This is a genomic window from Pseudanabaena sp. CCNP1317 (assembly GCF_034931345.1).
Lineage (GTDB): Bacteria > Cyanobacteriota > Cyanobacteriia > Pseudanabaenales > Pseudanabaenaceae > Pseudanabaena > Pseudanabaena galeata.
Map to the genome: position 1 here is coordinate 1 of NZ_JAYGIF010000066.1, position 17,776 is coordinate 17,776.

The window sequence follows — 17,776 nt, forward strand, 5'->3', positions numbered from 1 at the left end:
TTGTAGCCATTTAAGTCCATTTTTGCCATTAATTCTTGTTTCTGTTGCTTTTTCTTCTTTTAATTGATGCAAATCTCTCCATTCTTAACTTAACGATCTGTTTTTGCTTGGATTTCGTTTCTCTTTCTCATCTCGTGAATAATACAGGTTAGTTTGTCAAACCTAGTCTCAGCTTTTCTTTTGCTTTTGTCTACTCCGTCGAACTGACGTTAAAAATAAGATTGCGGCAAAACAGGCTTTCTTAAAATCGGTGGAAAAGCTGGATTAGACGGGTGGTGATACTAATTGCCCGAAGTATTGAGCTTTCAATTAGCAGAGACTTCTACATAAGGGCGCAGGGCAAATTTGGCAATATAGCTGATCTGATCTCGGCAGCGATAGCGAGGATGGGCATTGACTTGCGGTAACCTATCAATATCATAAGTTTCTGCATGACAGGGAGTATTCAGCGCAGAAACTGCTAAGGCTGTAGAAATCATTTTATGGTTGTCCACATACAGAGAAATACTGTGATACTCTTCGCCAATTTGCTGTACTTGCGATCGCTTTCTAGGATCGGCAAATAGATTTAGTTGCATCATCTTTAACTTGAAATCTGATTGTTCACTAGCATCAAGACGAAGCGAAGAATAAAATGGAATTGATGCGGGAAAACTACCCGCAGATTCTAAAAAGTCTAACAGTCTTAGTTGAGATGCTCTCATAATCCGTCCCTGACTTCCTAAAGCTGAGATAGTCAAAATTGCTAACGCTGTAGAAAGAGGAATATCAAAATAACCAAAACTAAAGTCTTTATTGCGACTACTTAGAACTTCTCCTAGAAGTTGCTGACGAGCTAATTCGCTAGTGCGTGTATCTTCTTGCAAGGCAAGGGCTAAATAGTAATCTACTAAATAGGGATTCGCAAAATACAAGCCACTACGCTCAGCCATTCTATCTGTCAAATAGGTAATGGGAGTTTTTGGTTCTATGCCATTTGATAGCTGGAGCGCCCGAATCATTGCTGTGGTAGCGAAGTCTGTTTGACACCAATGGGCGCAACTAGGATCTTTGATCATCCGATGAGGTTGAGATGATTCAGCCCACAACTGAGGGTAGTAACCTTGCCCATCACTATAGTTTTCTAGGGCTGCAAAAGTTTCTGATAAATCGCCAGTTAGTCCTTGCATGACCAGAGCCGAATCTGTAGCAGTGATTAATCGTTGCTGATGAAAAGCCCACAGAAAATCTTGCTGTTGACTGATTATGTATTCAGATAGCTGGGCATAGGCTGCCGTTGTTTGCGTATCTCGTAGCGATCGCAATACAAATCCCAAAGGAACCAGATCGCCATAGGCAAATGGCTGTTCTGGCGCAGGGGGAACACAGGTCATCGATAAGGAACTTTGTAATGCTTCTTCGGTTAATTTTTGGAGCCAAGCGATCGCCTGATTTTTACTCCAAGTAATGCGGCGCGAACCTGCTGCCAAAAGTCCTTGCTCTAGGGGCGCATCAATTTTGCCATGTTGCAAGAAAAAGAGATTACAGTTACCTGTGCGCTCAAAATGCGACAAAATTCCTGCATGAATATGAATTGGCAGTCGATTACGGAATTGAGCTAAATAGTAGCCATCTTGGGATTTACCCTCAACGAAACGGACTCCCACAGCACGTAATAACTCATAGTGTCGATGATCGGGGGGGTGCTCAGGATCGAAATCAAAAATGGCATTGGCGTGACCTTCATGATCATTGAGAACTAGATGTAGCAGTACTGGAGAGAACCCTTCAATTTCACCTAAGCCAATACAATCCGCCTCATCGATCGCAAATAATGACAAGCGATCAGCAAATTGGCACGCTAATGTTCTACCCTGTGGTGGCTTTTCGCAGATATTACCAGAGTAGGGATCAACCAACGAGTTCTCGGAGAGAGTTGCTACTAGCCTGCCAGCACTAGTGAGGACAACATGGCTAAAAGGATTGAGATCGATGGTTTCAGGCAGGTAAAACATCGCACGAGTTACTTGATCGCCTGCGATCGGGCGCACTTTTTCAAGGTTAAATAAAACCATCCATTCCAGAGACTGGGGCAGTAAATCAAGGATATTAGAGATTTTCATCAGGCAACTCCTTTATTTTTGACGCATCATGAACCCATCCATTTACGGTGAAGCGACTATCTAAAAATTTTTGGGATGGACATTGAACTTGGGTAACTTCGTGCATAAGTTGACTTGGGAAAAAGACAATGCAGTTATTTCTAGGAACAACAACGTGATAACCTGTTGGCACAAATTTTTTGCCCTTTTCGCCTTTCTCACCTTTTTCGCCTTCAAATTTACCATCATAAATACGCAACTCGCCACCCGTAAACGCTTTGGGTTGCTGATGAAAGTAATAAACGAATGTCAATATACGACTTGCCACCGCCTCAATACCATTGTCATTATGTAATTTGAAGTATTCACCATCGTTGTGGGCTGTGAGTTGGGCTTCAATGGGACCAAGTGGAAATTCTTGGGTTTGCAACGTAGCTAAGATTTTGGGAAGGACTTGACGCACTTTTTCCACGATTAATGGCGAAAGGGTAAAGGGTTGATCGAGGATTAGAGAATGTCGATGATATTGGCGATCGCTAACAGGTAATTTCTGATTATAGACATCGCTTAATACAAAACCATTGTTGTGATTTTTAGTGAATTGCCATAATTCTTCTTGTTCAGATTCGGTGAGAAAGTTCTCTATTTCGACAAAGTTTTTAGGACTTTTAATTGCTTGCTTAATTTCTTGATGATTTAAATTCTTACGAGTCACGTAAAGGTAAGATTTTGCTTCTTGGGGAGCATCATCCTCATAAGTGATTTTTACGTGATGAATGCCTCGAAATAATATTCCTTCGTTTTTAGCTCCCAAGAACTGAGTTAAGCGCTTTAAACCCTTGGGCCATTGCTCCTGATTAGCGCTCTCCCGTAAATATCCTGGATAGGAAAATATCGCCTTGCGTTTTTCTGGCAAACAAAGCGATCGCTCTTCTAAGAAATTAAAAAAAGAAACCCATCTTGGCTCTAAGGAAGGCTGTTGATAAAAATAGCACTCCAATCCAATCTTTGATTGCGTAGAAAAGTCAACATCAATATCAAGATCAACCCGATCAACGAGGGGAGAGAGTAAATGTAGAAACTGAGTCAACTTCTCAATATTACCTTTCCAAGAGATCGCAGATAAATAGGAACCAATTTGCAAAGGCGAAATATTACGTATACATAAACGCACTGTCTCTACTTGACGGGCTAACATTAATCCTATCTGAAACACATGAGCGCCTTTTGGTAGCTCTTGAAAACAGTGATAAAGCATCTCTTGGTTAGCGCTTGGTAGCGATTTTCCAAACAATAAAGGTAAAGATTCTTCTACTAGCCAACCACGGCGCTTTTTCTGCTCCTCCAGAGAGTCACATCTGTAAACATCATTTACCCCCATAAAAAAGCTGGGGGTAGGGATTTGACCATCGGCAAAAGCTTTGGGAATATCAAATTCTAGCCAGATATTAAATACATCCTTAGCGATCGCTGAAGTACTCGTATTCCATTCGCTCGCAAAAGTTTGGATTCTTTGCCAAATCGGATCTTCTGTAACCAACGCGGGTATGGACACCGAATAGTTGCGATCGCCAAGTACTCTCTTTCCTGCTTCGTCGGCAGCAACGCAGAGCAGAAAGTCAGCTTCGGCAAGGGTATTACCTAAACGATATTCAAAGCCAAAAAAAGATGAGAGGGCATTGGGTAATATTTGGGTAATGTGATCAATCTTGTTCCAATTACTGACTGTCATTAATTTAGGAACAACAGCAGGTTCAATCAGACGTAATATTTCTGTAAGGGAATTGCTGGTTTTGATCATAACGCCCCCGTCTTAATTGCAAAATTTGGGACTTGCACTAACCATTCTTCTTTAAGATTATATTGTTCACAAACAATGCTAATTCGAGGTTGACTAGTTTGAACAGATTGAACTCTATGGGTGAGATGACCTAAAAAATGTAGAAGCATATTTTCCTGTGGTTGAATGGTCGCTATTTCTTCAGAGTCTAAAGAAAGCACTAACTGTCCACCTTGCATATCTTCAGGCACTTGCACGTATAAAACACTTACCAATCGGGGACTTACTAATTCTTGAAAATACTCACAAATACTACAATCTATATGGTCAGTAACACAAGAACCTTCAGTTAATATTAAGATATTTAAATAGAAAGCATTGCACAATGATTTAAGAGCAGCATTGAGATAGGCAGATAATTCTGGAAAATGTTCAACAACTGCGGGAATACCTTCTCTCCTAAATATTATGGAGAAGCCCTGAGTACTGGCAAACCCTTCACTGAGTTGACTGATGCCAAGATAGCGAGAGCCAAGAATTTTCTGGGCAAGATTCGTAAGTTCATCTACAGGCAAACAATTAAACCTACGTGTGTAACATCGTACAGTTTCCTTAAGTGGAAACTTATACGGAAGGATAGATAGAACGTCAATAGTATTATTCATTGCGGTAAGTTAAATGCAAATCCTTTCTTCAAACCAGTTGGGGTCAATCCGTTACCGATAGCCCAAGGGTGGACAATAGTTTGACATCCTAACTGCTGCAAATAGGATTGTACCTGTGGAATCAAAATTTGATCATGTACCGTAAGATTCCCTAAATCAGCCCAACTATCAGCATAGGGGAGGCAAGCTTTAGCTTTGACTTTTGCACATACTTCCGCAACTCCCTTTGGACCTAAGGTGGCTGTATATTCACCTTGGGACTGACAGGTTACTCCCAAAATTGGCGGGTTACTCAGCAAATTCGAGACAATATCTAATCCCCAAGAGGTAATATCTACGCCAATGGAATTGTAGGAAAGTGGCTGAAAATTGCTTACTATCCAATCGATCGCACCAAAGCGATCATATACTTCGTCAGCAACGTCCAATATAGAATGCTCTGGCTCTATTCCTGCATCAATCAAAAACCACGACCGATAGGAATCAGTTTCGATTAGATAAGTATTTCCCCAATTTTTTAGGTCAGAATGAACAGGTTGAGGATGTTCGGGAACGAGAACTTGTTCTCCATAAAATGGCAATACATGAACATCAATGTCGCCAATCTTGATTGGATCGCTGTTCCAAGGGACATCATAAACATTTGTAAAACCAATCCCTCGCAGTTGGGCTGCCATGTCTTCACAAGTAATTGACCCACGCGGAACCCTCGGCACAATGATCGGAATATCAGGGGAAAACTGCATGAGCGTAGGGTAATGCCAGTGATCGTAATGGCTGTGAGAGATGAGAATTCCATCAACCAATCCCTCTAACATCGCCCGTGAGATATCAGCATTTAGGTTAGGAATACCATAATTAGAGTGTAGATGGGGATCAACCAGAATACCTGTAGTTTGGCTGCGATACAGTAGTGCAGCGTGCTGTAAGCGATACACGCCAGATTCTAGGGCGGGAGATTTCGATGGCAAAAATGCTTTCTGTTGGAGAACCCAAGACTGCAAAAATACTTCTAAAATCGGCTGCATTTGGTCACCAATCTGACTTGAGATTTCCTGATAGGTAAAGCGAGATTGTCCACAAAGAAAGAGAAGATGGTGAAATTGGCGTACAAATTCCCGATCCTGTATAGCAAGCGCACCTCTCTTGTTCAAAAAATCGGGAAATCTGCCATTACTAAAGTTAAGGATTTGCCAATGGTTGCGATCAGGAAATAGAAATTTTTCTTTTAAACTGAAGGAATTCACAGGATCATTTTCTTGCAGGTCAAATAGCTTGGCGACCACTTTCTCATGTTTGCCTGCTGATCGCAGGATTGCTTCTCCTAAATCCTTGAGGATTACAAATTGATTTAGAACTTCTTGAATAAAAGGCTGAATAGCGTAACACAAACGATCAGAAGAAGTTAAAGCCTGTAGTTGAGAACCTTTCATGAAAGAAATAATGTCAGCCATAAGCGATCGTAAGCACTAATATTTACTTTAAATTACTAAAAGTTTTTTTAAAAAGTGAGTAACAGGTAACATTATGTGATACTTGTTACTCACAAAACTTTTCCAACATTATCAATATTTACAGCCTATTGAGGCTTTGAGTAGTACAGAGAATTTGTTGAATGGGGCGCTCCTCGCCCCATTCAACAAATTCTCTGGGTTTTAAATTAGCGCAAAGTGCTATAATAACTCGTAGGTTACTACTTAGCGTAACCTACAATCTACCATTAGGTCTAGGAATAAGTGTCATCATAACTGTAATAGCTGCTTCAGTAATAGCTCCACCAGCGATAGCTTCTAGTTCATTATCAGAAAGTTCTCCTGCTTCTTGACGTTGTTGAAAATCTTCCTGAAGCCTTTGAAATTAAGCCCATAGCTCTTCCGAAGTAACTTCGTAGCCTTTAGAAGTAGCCAATTCTGCAACAGCTTCACGATCATTGTCACTTCCCAAAGCCTTAACCAACTCTTAAGCAAGGCTCTCATCAGTTTGTACTTTTTCAAGAGATTCTTGAACTGCACTTGCACTCATCTTTAAATTTCCATTTGAAGTAGATTAGTAAACATTTCAGAAAATTAGTTTCTATTTGAATATACACATAGCAAATTTTCGGTATAGTTACTTGAAGGGAGAAGATATAAAGAATTTAATGTATCTTTATATCTTCTCCCCCTACAAAAAGAACTATGTCAACCTACCATTTAATCGGTGGAATCTGATTAACAAGATAGCCCGCAGCAGCACCAGTAAGGATGCTGATCACAATCGATCCAACGACAAATTCACCACCAGCGACAGCCTCTAACTCTTCGTCAGAAAGCTCACCTGCACCTTGACGTTCATTCAGTTCTTCTTGACGCTTTTTCACCTCAGCCCATAGCTCTTCAGAAGTAATGTCGTAGCCTTTAGAAGTAGCCAACGCGGTGACAGATTCGCGATCATTTTCTGCTTCCAAAGCTTTAACTAATTCTTGTGCAAGGCTCTCATCAGTTTGTACGCTGTCAAGAAATTCTTGAACTGCACTTGCGCTCATCTTTGATCTCCGTATGAATTTGGATTAGCAAACTATTTCAAATAATTACCTTAGGGTTTTTCAAGAAGCTAATGCTTAGCGTGATTATCCCCTGATATAGCAGAACAAAATTATAAAATTGACAAGTTTGCCACTTGCCTATAATAATTTCAATTTCTATATTTATTGTTTAAAGATAACTATTTTGAAGTCTAAGGATATTATATACCACAAAATAAAAATAAAATCTACCGTTTTGAGTATTCTAAATTTTTTAATCTCTTCGCAGCGAGTAATTTATGATGCATTGTAAAGCTGCGTGTATACCAATAATTTCAGAGATTAATAACATTTTATTATTTATCTATCCCTCCTTAGAGGCTGTTTGAAAAGTTGCGATCCCCCTAAATTTTCCTTAAAAAGGAGGGCTTTTTTAATCTACCCCACCTTTCGTAAGGCGAGGTAGTGGGGATCAATCAGCATTTTTAGCAATCAAGACTTTTCAATCTGTTTCTTAGCTACCTAACGACTCTCTTTACCCTTGCTTCTTTTTCTTTAATAAATCATTTCAAATCAAAAAGCTATTTTTATATAAAACAATTGTTAGCATGTTTTATGTTTGCGAAATATACAAAAATAATTACTTATTATTCGTAATTATTAATAAAATAGAAATAAAAAAATCTGATACTTTTAATATCTATAGCAATCCTAAATGAGTTGTGAGAGGCTTCGACTTCGCTTAGCCAAACTTATACCGATGGCTGAGCGAAGTCGAAGCTCTAATTTTCTCATGAATGATTTAGGACTACTATATACAGTGCAAAGTGCTGTTATAGATATTAATTTTAGGTGTCATAAAAATATTAAACATTAACTCATTATTGCCATAGCAATATGCAAGGGAGCAAGTTGGGATAAATGAGGCGTAGGAGCGTGTAACCAGTCCCTGACACTCCATGTAAAAATGAAGGATTAATGAAGTGACTTTCATTTTCAACTAATATCTTCTGTGACTTTTGTAAGGTATGACCCCATGATTTTGCCATTTTAAATAGGTCAGGATTCTTCAAGGTATTTGCAGCAACTATTAAAGTTTCAATACGTCCACAGTTTCCCCACATTAAATCATCTTCACCCCACATTGAATATTGCTTAATTGCCTGTAAAGCCTGAGAGATCTCCTCACGGATATCTGGTGTGTCTAACTCAGAAATCCCTCCTAATCTTGCTAATCCAATACCTGTTGCCCCATTTGCCCAACTCATTGAAAGTTTAGGAGGATTGGTACGAAAATCATTCCAAATTCCTAGTTTTCGATCAAATGAAAGACGTTCATACGTAATAGCTTCCTTGGCAATTTCTAGGTATATTTCCTCTCCTGTCGCTTTATAAAGCCGCAATAGACTGTAGGTAATTCCTGCCATTCCACTCGCAAACCCTATGGGTTTAGGTGTGTTATTTGCCTCCCCTTTTTGAGTGACGAGATGATTCCCGCATTTCTTCGCTAATTCTAATGCTCTAGGTGAACTTTCGGCGATCGCTAGTAGTCCCAAAATTCCGCCAGCCGATCCATTTAACGCAGTAAAATATATTTCACTTTCAATTAATTCGGAAGTAATACATTTCAGTATTTTTTGGGAAATTAATCTAGGGTTGGAATTGTCCAATAATTTACTAATTATTTCAAGCCCGTAAATCATCGCCCCCAGCCCCGCAATCCCAATATCCGCAGCTATGCGGCGCTGCTGAAAAGAGTTTAGATCGGCAAAAGTAGCTTGCAATGGAATTAGACTTTGCTCTGTATATTCATACCATTGCGATTTTCCAGTAACTTTGGCTAGAGATGCGAAAAACAAAGCGATCCCGATGTTCCCATCCCAAAGTCCTCCCCCTAAAACTTGCCAGCGAAACTTTGAAATTGCCGGTTTATAGGTTAGCCCCATCCAAGCGAGTCCAGCATCACTTCCCGTAATTCCCTTAGAGATAACAGCCTCACCTAACATAATTGCAGTTTCCAGTAATGCCAGATCTACATCACTCTCGCCATTTGAATTTTTAGTATTGATTTGAGTATCAATTGGTATTGGTAAGATGGGCAGAGATGGTTCTTGGCGGAAACGTGCTTCTAATGCCCCTTGGATCATCGTAAGTTGCGTTTGTAATCCTTCTTTACTTAGTAATTCAATGTTATTTTGAACTGCCAAAAAGCTAGATTGACTGAAAGTTCCTGTATCAGTTTTCCCATTAGGCAAACAAATGTGAGTATCATTTGTAACCGTAGTAAAAAAAGGAATATCCATTTGTTCCAAGGATTGGATCTCAGCTTCAAGAATTGACCAACACATGGGGCATTCATCAGATGTAAGAAAAGCTCGACTGAGACTTTCAAGAGCGATACTGCGATCGACTCCATTTCTCATGTATTTTGGATCGTAGGAATTTTGCAGGATTGTATAGTAGGTTTGAGTGTTCCGAAATACAAATCGAACTTTAATTTGATCAAAGGCTGGCAAAAGACTATCATTACTCAAAAGAAATTCCTTGTGATTCAGTAAAGCAAGATACATCTTTTGAAAGCCCTTAGTTACTTCCAATTGGTAGGATGACATATCTATTGTTTCCCCCAGCAAAGTCGGCACGTTCCCTTGTATAACGTTTGTCTGAGCTGTTTCTAAGCGCATACCATCGGTATTAATATGTTTCCAAACTGGAGTTGCATAGAACTGGGTTTTACCTCCAAGTCCACTAACGTCCACAGTCAAAGTATCATTTGGAAGTATGCCCCATTGCGGCAACAAAAAGGTTCTCAAGACCGAATTCTGTAAAATATGGGAGGCATTCTCTAAAGCAGTATGATCTTTTTTAGATGTCGTTTTAATGTGGTGATGAAACAATGTTTCCCCATCTATAAAGACAGGATGCTCACCATTGGCAATCAGATTCTCCTGATGACAGTCTGTACCTTCAAGTAGATATAAAAGTGCTAAAAGCATTCCACAACGTTCATAAAATCGTTCAATGGATGAAGTATCTTTACAGGGACTATTAGGAATAAATTCCATCCAACCATGATTTTCTCGATTCAAGATCTTGATTGGAAGTAGATGTAAAAGAGAGGATTGTTGATTACACCAATCCAAAATCTCATTGAATGCACAATCTATAGCTAAGTTACGAGGTTTATAAACAATTTTAAGTCCTGTATCAAAGGTAATTATTAAAACCGATCGACCTCTGTTATGGGAATCTGACAAGTTACATTGGCAGTCTACTACTTGAGTTAAAGATTGATTAGGGCTGAAACACTTTTCAATTTCTTTCCAGTCTTGTTCAAGCCGAGATTGAAATTCTGAGATTGACTCACACCAAAAAATGACTGCAAGGGAGAGTAGTTTAGCCAACACTGGATATTTTTGAAAAAGCCCCCATAATCCATCCTCAAATAATAATTCCAAGAAGCTTTGAAACTTTTGCTTTTGCTTGTGGGTGATCTGCATGAGCAGAAAACCTCGCAAGCTATTATTGTTGCCCCTAAATGTTTCAAATTCCTCCATTAAAGTAGGAGTTCCTATTTTTGCTAGATTTTCCAGTAGACTTCTGAGAAGATGATTCTTTGCTTCAGGGGCTAGGCAATTCAAAAATTGGAGATTATTCTCCGCTACCGCAAGAAAAGGAACATATACAGACTCAAAGGGAATAGGAGATTCGGACTTGAAACATTGATTTTGAAGAGTTTTTGGCGATGATTTTGGAGAGTAATTGTTGGCAATATTTAACACTGATTGCAAACAAATTAACCAATCAGAAATAGGGACTTTGCATTGTTCCGTAGGTTCACCACCTGCTAACGCCGCTAAAACCCGATCCTGATTAAGCCCTGACCATAGGAGCCGATGACTGAATTTGATGGGATCATTTTTGGCTGCTATTTTCTGCCATGTTTGCAATCTTTGTCTGGCAATATCACCTAAGTCTTGATTTAAATCTTGGATTGGTATATTAAAAAGAGCAAGCCGCTCTGTCAAAGCATAGGTGTTGAATGCCAGTTGCTGAAGTGCTAAAGATGGCTGGTAATCTAGTTGAGATAAGAACATAAAAGTCTAAGCAAATATTGATCAAGAATAAACTACACGGTGTCATGAGAAAATAGTGGTGATGTTATAGTTATCGACAAGTTTATTAGCAAGCTGAAGCTGCAAGAACAAACTTAGGTTCTTAGTTTCACATTATGTAACAGCCGCTTTTTAAAAAATTTTAGTATGAAAACAGTTTCGATTTGCGGATCCAAAGTTGAAAAAATCATGTCGGCAGATAGTTTTGTCGATCATCTTGAAATTGAAGGTATTAAGATTAATTGTGGGATTATCCATACTAAAGATATTACCTTTGCCAGCAAAGATCCTGCCCTAAGTAATCATGTTCTATTCCAAGTCAAAGCCTTTTCCTGCAACTATCGAGACAAACGAATTATTCTCAATACTGCAACTAGCGCCTCTGCCAATCGCTTTAATGCCATAGGGTCGGAATTTATCGGGGTAATAGTCTCGGTAGGAAGCAATGTAACTGATTTAAAGCCAGGCGATCGCGTCATCGCCAATAATTGCTATCCTGACTCTGGTGTGTTGGGTTTACCACCAGGAGTTCCCACAAACCATGCTTCTAAAGAGTTGCGGATTCTCCATCAGGCTAAATTAATCAAAATTCCTGATGTTATGCCCGACGATGTGGCTGCTTCCTTTAGTATTGGCGGACAAACCAGTTACAGCATGATCCGCAAATTGCAGATTCAGCCCGAACAAAATATTTTAGTCACCGCCGCAAAATCCAATACGTCTCTATTTGTACTGCACGCTTTGCAAAAATATCGTCAGCAGATGGGAATTCGGGTTTATGCGCTGACGAGTTCGGGCAACTTCATCGACAAAATTCGGGAGATCGGTGTTGATCGGGTGGTGCAAATTCAGCCAAATTCCGAGACTTGGATCGATCCTGAAACGGCGGCATCAGTTCTTGAGGAAACCAAAGGCGGATTTCATGGCATCATTGATCCTTTTTTTGATTTGCATATTGCCAGAATGTTGCCTGTGATGAAACCAGAAGCTAAATATATAACCTGTGGACTTTATGATCAATTTACGGATCTGACGGGAACCCAATCGCCCGATATCGGCATAAGCCCCCAACATCTTTTATACACAACGATGATTTACAATCTTTCGATTATTGGTAATTGTATTGGACTTACTTCTGATTTAGCGCAAGCGATCGCCGATTATGCTCAAGGAAATTTACCTGTAGCGATCGATAGTGTCTATACAGGTAAGGATGTCGCACCGTTCTTTGATCGTACGTATAATTCCCCCGATCGCTTTGGCAAGGTGGTTTACAGCTATGAAAATTAATTTTCTAGGTCACGCATCCCTATTGGTTGAGACACAAGACTGTAAAATCTTGATGGATCCTTTACTTTGGGACCCCTTTTGTGATGGAACCAATGCCTCTTGTCCTCAACGAGAAATCTTTCCTGATTTATTTCCCCCCTACGATTTTTTAGTGATCTCCCATAGACATACCGATCACTTTGATATTCGCTCTCTTGCCTATCTCCCTAAGCATATAGATGTCCTCATCCCCCCAGACAAACTCTTGATTGAGTGCTTACAAAATTTGGGATATAAGCATATCTACCCACTCAAAGAATTTCAGAAGGTAAAGATGGGAGATACAACCATGATGACTACGCGATCGGAGGTGCGATTACCTGAACTTGGGATGGTTTTTGCTGACCCTAGTGGTGTGTTTTGGAATGCTGTAGACACTTTCTTTGCTCCTGCTACGATAGAAAAAGTGCAACAGTCTTTTCCGAAAATTGACATATTTCTGCCACCTTGGAATGTGGGAATGGAATCAAAGTATCAAACTAATCAGGGCTTAGGTTTTCCCTTTGATGTTTACGATCATCTATATCGTCTAGTCAGCTTAGTTAATCCTGATGTGGTTATTCCCGGCGCTCAAGGATGGAAATACATAAATTCTGGAGCTTGGCAAAATCAGATTGCTTTTCCGCAGACCCGCGAACGCTTTTGTCAAGATATGCTGACTGTACTGCCTCAAGCACAGGTTTGTAGCTTAGATCCCGGAGATATCGCCGAACTAGATGCTGATCGAGGTTTTCAGCATCATCCATCGGCTTGTTTTTATGCCCGCATGGTGGTAGATGATCGAGAAAGTATTGCCTTTAATCCTGTCAATTTCCACAAAGATTTGCAAGATCCTAATCCTTTGGGCTATCCCTTAGAGACTTTACAAGAAGCAATTGCTCATGAAGTTACTACGAATTTGGTGAATTTCATTCAAGAAAATTTAAGTACTATGTTTGCAGAGCATCAGCATTGGCAAGTTATCTATCAGTTAGAAGTCATCTTTCCCGATCGCCAAAGTAAAATTTGGCATATAGATTTCAGGAACTCCACCCTTACGGCGATCGAAGGTTATAACCCTCTGGCAAATTTATTTTTTTATATCACCGCTTCAGGATTTGATAGCCTTTTCCAAAAAACACATGGTTGGGAATATTTAGTCAATACTGGCGAATATCGTCATTTCCATAAGGTTTATTTGTCTCGCAATACAGGGATTTCATCTGCAAAATCGGAACAGATTATCGATCCTATGTTTCTGAAATATCCCAAGAATGAGGATGACTTGCTGCGACTGGAGTCTATGTCAGCAGATCTCCCTGAATCAGATTCTCCGCCTTTGCCAAACACAGGAATGATGCTCTTGGCTAATACCTTCTTCAAGTTACGCAGCAAGTCCCAATAAGCAATCCAAAAAAATTTGTGAGAGGCTCGGTGCGCCTCTCACAAATTTTTAAAAACCTAACTTAAACTTACCTACTTATGTTCAACAATAATTTCAATAACAACTTTGATTTTTTCAAACTGCTAAACCCGATCACGATCGCCGATTTTCTCGAAAAACACTGGGAGAAACAACCGCTTCACATTTCAGGAAGAGCATCTGACTTCTATCAAACATTACTATCTCTCGAAGAGATGGATATTTTGCTTGCCCGACATCATTTGACTCCGCCTGATATTCGGGTAGTTGCTAATCAACAAGAACTGCTTCCCGATCGCTACATTAAACCTGATCGCAGTCTCAATCTCAACCAGCTTTACAAGGCTTATAACGAAGGTCATACCATCATAATTAATGGACTCCAGCAGTACTGGCAGCCCTTAGCCCAAGCTTGCTTGAACGTACAGTATTTTCTCAATCATAGTGTGGTGGCAAATTGCTATCTCTCTCCTCCCAACTCTAAAGGCTTAATGCCCCACTATGATACCCATGATGTGTTTGTGCTACAGATTGAAGGAAGTAAGCAATGGTATCTGCATCCCACAGATTCATCAATAAATACTGTGCCTTTGTTGGGCAGCTTTCAACCCGTCATCCCTGAATCTCGTCTTGGCGATCCCCAATTATCGATCCAACTGAATCCTGGGGATTTACTCTATGTGCCAAGAGGATGTATTCATCATGCCGCTACTTTTGATGATTTTTCACTCCATGTCACGATTGGCGTTTATCCTGCTCAATGGCTGGATTTAGTAAACAGTGCCATCACTGCTGTCGCCCTTCGTAACCCAAAATTACGCAAGGCTCTTCCTATTGGCTATCTAGACAATCGAGAAGCTATAACCATACTTCAGGATACCTTTCAAGAAATCCTGAATACAGTGGCGAGTGATCCTCAAGCATTAGGGGATGGATTAGAGATCCTACGAGATCGCTTTATTCATCAGATCACACCATTACCTGATGGACATTTTCAACAACTGCATAAACTGGAAGAAGTAAATCTAACCTCCCTTGTGATCAAGCGATCGGGTTTGCATTGCCGAGTGATCCGCACAGGGCTAGACGGGGCAAGCATCCAATTTCCTGGCAACACGATCTCAGGTAAACGCCATCTAGAGTCAGCATTTACCTTTATAGCTAATGCCAATCATGAATTTAAGGTTGCCGAGTTGCCCAATACGTTGACCGACGACGGTAAAGTGACATTGATAAAGCGACTAATTCGGGGAGGACTACTGCGAACGGTTTCTCACTAAATCTCTCACTAAATCAGTGAGGCAACATGACGATAAACTTTGGAAATTTGATGGTCTGGGAAATTTAGGCAAAAGATGCCGTTACTCGCCAAACGAATGATATCTGAAGATTCGGGCAGCACTCCTGCAACTTCAATCTGGAAAGTATCAGCAATCTTTTTCTGAAGCTCATCAAAGTTAAATTCTGGCAAAGCTTTGTTGACTAGTAGTAATAGCTTTTGAACATTAAGCTTACGAGCTACATCGATCGTGACTGCCGTGCCTTGAAAATCCTGCTGGTCAGGACGTAAAATCAAAATTACTAAATCAGAAACCGTCAAAGAAAGAAGCGTTTCTTCACTAAGTCCAGGATGAGTATCAATAAATAGGTAATCAAGTTTAATGCTTTTAAGCAGTTCTTGAAAACCATCATTCAAAAGCTCCACATCATAACCTTCCCTTAAAATCTTGGAAATGTCATTAATGCGAACACTCGCAGGAATTAGATAAAGCGCACTTTCAGGAGTAGCCATTTTACCCAAGGTAGAGGTAACGTCATAGGCTGCTTCTTTAGCTGGACAACGCCCCCATAAAAAGTCATTAAGCGTCTTATTTAATTTACTTTCATCAAACCCAAACAAAACATGGATTCCGGGGGATGGCAAGTCAGTATCCACGATGCCCACACGTTTCCCTTTACAGGCAAGAGAAGCAGCTAGGTTTGCTGTAGAATTGGATTTCCCAGTTCCACCTCGATAAGAGTGGATCGAAATAATTTTAGACATAAGCCCTATACTAATTTTTCAAATTCACTATATACAAAATTTGTCAATGCTGATTTAAAGTTAATCGCACTAAACAGCATCTAAAGATTTTATTACTAATTCCAACTCCATTTTATATTTCTTCAGGTTTTGTGCTGTTGCCTACAGCACGATGAAGAGATGCAAGGTCTTGATTGTAGCCAATAATTGCCTGTAAAACATTTCCTCTTGCTTGGGTAAGGCTCGTCTCCGCAATATTGACTTCAGTTTGTAGTCCCACTCCCGCTTGAAATCTTAGACGGGCAAGTTCTAGATTTTTTTCAGCACGGCTTAGCGCTTTTTCAGCAATCACAATATTTTTCTCATTTGCTTTCAAACTAAAATAGGCTTCCTCAATTTCAAGGCGCACCTGAGCTTTAATATCTGCAAATTGATTGGTAGCGATCGCGGCATTTATGCGTTGTTGATCAGCTTTGGCAGCAGCAGCTCCACCATCGAGGAGCCTCCATTGTAAAGTCAAGCCTATAGAGTAACCCACCGCTGTTCCATAGGAGAAATTACTAGGATCTCTAGGATCTTCAGTACTTAAAGACAAGCCACTAAGATTTGCAAAAAGATTTACTTGAGGCTGAAGCGATGCTTCCTCAAACTCCGCTCTTTTAAGGCTGATTTGACGATTTATTTCCTGTTGGGTAAGATCAATTCGCTGCTGCAACCCCAACAAAATACTATCTTCGAGCGAAAGCTCCCATGCCTTACCCTGTTTAATTGGCTCAGAAGCTTTAGGAATAACCGTTGGCGATAAATCGAGTAATCTCACGAATCTACGACTGACGGATTGTTGCTGACTTTTTGCCCTGATTAGTCTTTGCGTGGCATCGTCCAACTGCACTTGGGATGTTAAAACATCAAAGCGAGTGCCAAGTTGCCCTTTAAGGAGTTCTTCAGCATTATAAACACTCATTTCTGATTGACGCACCGAAGCCTCTTCAATCAAAACTTGCTGATCAGCTCGCTGAATAGCGTAGTAAGCATTAGTAATCTCAAGCCGAATTTGTTGAGAAAGCCGCTCCACTTCTAATTCATTTAACTGTAATGATTTATACGCACTTTCGATTAAGGGACTGCGCTGAGGTTGGTACAGTCCATAACTAAGGCTGAGAGTAGGAGAAAGTGTAGTCGTTATATAGTTTTGTATCTGTTGAAATTCTACAGAACTTGGGTCAGCATTCTGTAATAAAGCCGCCCTTCGAGTAGTTTCTATTGCTAGTTGATTAGAAGCACTTAAATCACGCGAAAGACTAATCTGTAAAGCTGCTGTTGGTTGTAATGCTGCCTCTGCTTCTCGGATAGCTGCTTTTGCCTGTTCGACACGCAGTTTGGCAGCTTGGACTTGGCGGTTTTTGGCAAGTCGCAAATCAATAGCTTCCTGAAGTGTGAAAGAAGTGATGTTTTTTGGCTCAACCTCTTGGACTTTAATAGGGCGTAATAAATCAGCAGGATTTTCTAAAGGTGGTTCCTGAGCATCTTTTTCTTGTGAGGGGCTGGGCTGGGAATCTATGGGTTGCGGAGCAATTTTTTCCTGACCATAGGAAGACGACACCCATAAATTTGTGCAAATCCCTAGAGCAAAAGCTGCCCAGATCATTCGTTGCAACATTTATACTCCTCATTCACGATTGTCTAGCTATATTTACAATATTGCAATATTCTAAATATTATTTAGCGATTGTTTAGCGATTGTTTAAACACAGCATTTAACACAGCATTTACTGAACTAAATGGCAATATTAAATTATCATTGCAGCACGTGTAAATCAGTTATTTTTTTGTAAGAACTTTGGTAACATAATTCGTTAGGAATGCGATTTGAGGAGA

11 protein-coding genes are annotated in these 17,776 nt (G+C 40.1%); 3 read left to right on the forward strand and 8 right to left on the reverse strand.

From position 1 onward, the window contains the following. Positions 1–305: 305 nt before the first annotated feature. From VB775_RS14470 to VB775_RS14495, 6 genes are all read right to left on the reverse strand, one after another. On the reverse strand, positions 306–2,102 hold the full coding sequence (locus VB775_RS14470) for a hypothetical protein (protein WP_281009876.1): 1,797 nt from the start codon (positions 2,100–2,102) through the stop codon (positions 306–308). After that, positions 2,089–3,882, reverse strand: coding sequence for a 2OG-Fe(II) oxygenase (locus VB775_RS14475; protein WP_281009877.1), 1,794 nt, complete (start codon positions 3,880–3,882; stop codon positions 2,089–2,091). The genes VB775_RS14470 and VB775_RS14475 overlap by 14 nt, the downstream gene beginning before the upstream one ends. Beyond that, on the reverse strand, positions 3,879–4,436 hold the full coding sequence (locus VB775_RS14480; protein ID WP_281009878.1) for a 2OG-Fe(II) oxygenase: 558 nt from the start codon (positions 4,434–4,436) through the stop codon (positions 3,879–3,881). Before VB775_RS14480 ends, VB775_RS14475 begins: the two co-directional genes overlap by 4 nt. A gap of 86 nt (positions 4,437–4,522) precedes the next feature. Next, positions 4,523–5,980, reverse strand: coding sequence for an MBL fold metallo-hydrolase (locus VB775_RS14485; RefSeq protein ID WP_281009879.1), 1,458 nt, complete (start codon positions 5,978–5,980; stop codon positions 4,523–4,525). Between the two features lie 731 nt (positions 5,981–6,711). Continuing rightward, positions 6,712–7,050 carry a Nif11-like leader peptide family natural product precursor gene (locus VB775_RS14490; RefSeq protein ID WP_281009881.1) on the reverse strand — a complete coding sequence of 113 codons (339 nt, stop codon included), beginning with the start codon at positions 7,048–7,050 and terminating at the stop codon, positions 6,712–6,714. A gap of 860 nt (positions 7,051–7,910) precedes the next feature. Continuing rightward, positions 7,911–11,126, reverse strand: coding sequence for a type 2 lanthipeptide synthetase LanM family protein (locus VB775_RS14495; RefSeq protein ID WP_281009882.1), 3,216 nt, complete (start codon positions 11,124–11,126; stop codon positions 7,911–7,913). A 207-nt stretch (positions 11,127–11,333) separates the two neighbouring features. On the opposite strand from VB775_RS14495, the gene VB775_RS14500 reads away from it, so the two are divergent. The 3 genes from VB775_RS14500 (at position 11,334) to VB775_RS14510 (ending at position 15,155) form a co-directional block, all read left to right on the forward strand. Further along, on the forward strand, positions 11,334–12,434 hold the full coding sequence (locus tag VB775_RS14500; protein ID WP_281009883.1) for a quinone oxidoreductase family protein: 1,101 nt from the start codon (positions 11,334–11,336) through the stop codon (positions 12,432–12,434). Continuing rightward, positions 12,424–13,857, forward strand: coding sequence for an MBL fold metallo-hydrolase (locus VB775_RS14505; protein ID WP_323216832.1), 1,434 nt, complete (start codon positions 12,424–12,426; stop codon positions 13,855–13,857). The genes VB775_RS14500 and VB775_RS14505 overlap by 11 nt, the downstream gene beginning before the upstream one ends. A 77-nt stretch (positions 13,858–13,934) precedes the next feature. Beyond that, complete coding sequence (locus tag VB775_RS14510) at positions 13,935–15,155, forward strand: cupin domain-containing protein (protein ID WP_281009885.1); 1,221 nt, start codon at positions 13,935–13,937, stop codon at positions 15,153–15,155. A gap of 8 nt (positions 15,156–15,163) precedes the next feature. On the opposite strand, the gene VB775_RS14515 is transcribed toward VB775_RS14510, so the two are convergent. Both VB775_RS14515 and VB775_RS14520 read right to left on the reverse strand, forming a co-directional pair. Next, complete coding sequence (locus VB775_RS14515; protein ID WP_281009886.1) at positions 15,164–15,919, reverse strand: MinD/ParA family ATP-binding protein; 756 nt, start codon at positions 15,917–15,919, stop codon at positions 15,164–15,166. Between the two features lie 112 nt (positions 15,920–16,031). After that, positions 16,032–17,558 (reverse strand): TolC family protein, encoded by a 1,527-nt coding sequence (locus VB775_RS14520; protein WP_281009887.1) that lies wholly within the window; start codon positions 17,556–17,558, stop codon positions 16,032–16,034. Positions 17,559–17,776: the final 218 nt, after the last annotated feature.

Excerpts from the sequence above, each read along its gene's own strand:
- VB775_RS14500 (WP_281009883.1), top strand. The coding sequence starts at position 11,334 with ATGTCGGCAGATAGTTTTGTCGATCATCTTGAAATTGAAGGTATTAAG.
- VB775_RS14495 (WP_281009882.1), bottom strand. The coding sequence starts at position 11,126 with ATGTTCTTATCTCAACTAGATTACCAGCCATCTTTAGCACTTCAGCAA.
- VB775_RS14475 (WP_281009877.1), bottom strand. The coding sequence starts at position 3,882 with ATGATCAAAACCAGCAATTCCCTTACAGAAATATTACGTCTGATTGAA.
- VB775_RS14515 (WP_281009886.1), bottom strand. The coding sequence starts at position 15,919 with ATGTCTAAAATTATTTCGATCCACTCTTATCGAGGTGGAACTGGGAAA.
- VB775_RS14485 (WP_281009879.1), bottom strand. The coding sequence starts at position 5,980 with ATGGCTGACATTATTTCTTTCATGAAAGGTTCTCAACTACAGGCTTTA.
- VB775_RS14490 (WP_281009881.1), bottom strand. The coding sequence starts at position 7,050 with ATGAGCGCAAGTGCAGTTCAAGAATTTCTTGACAGCGTACAAACTGAT.
- VB775_RS14520 (WP_281009887.1), bottom strand. The coding sequence starts at position 17,558 with ATGTTGCAACGAATGATCTGGGCAGCTTTTGCTCTAGGGATTTGCACA.
- VB775_RS14470 (WP_281009876.1), bottom strand. The coding sequence starts at position 2,102 with ATGAAAATCTCTAATATCCTTGATTTACTGCCCCAGTCTCTGGAATGG.
- VB775_RS14505 (WP_323216832.1), top strand. The coding sequence starts at position 12,424 with ATGAAAATTAATTTTCTAGGTCACGCATCCCTATTGGTTGAGACACAA.
- VB775_RS14510 (WP_281009885.1), top strand. The coding sequence starts at position 13,935 with ATGTTCAACAATAATTTCAATAACAACTTTGATTTTTTCAAACTGCTA.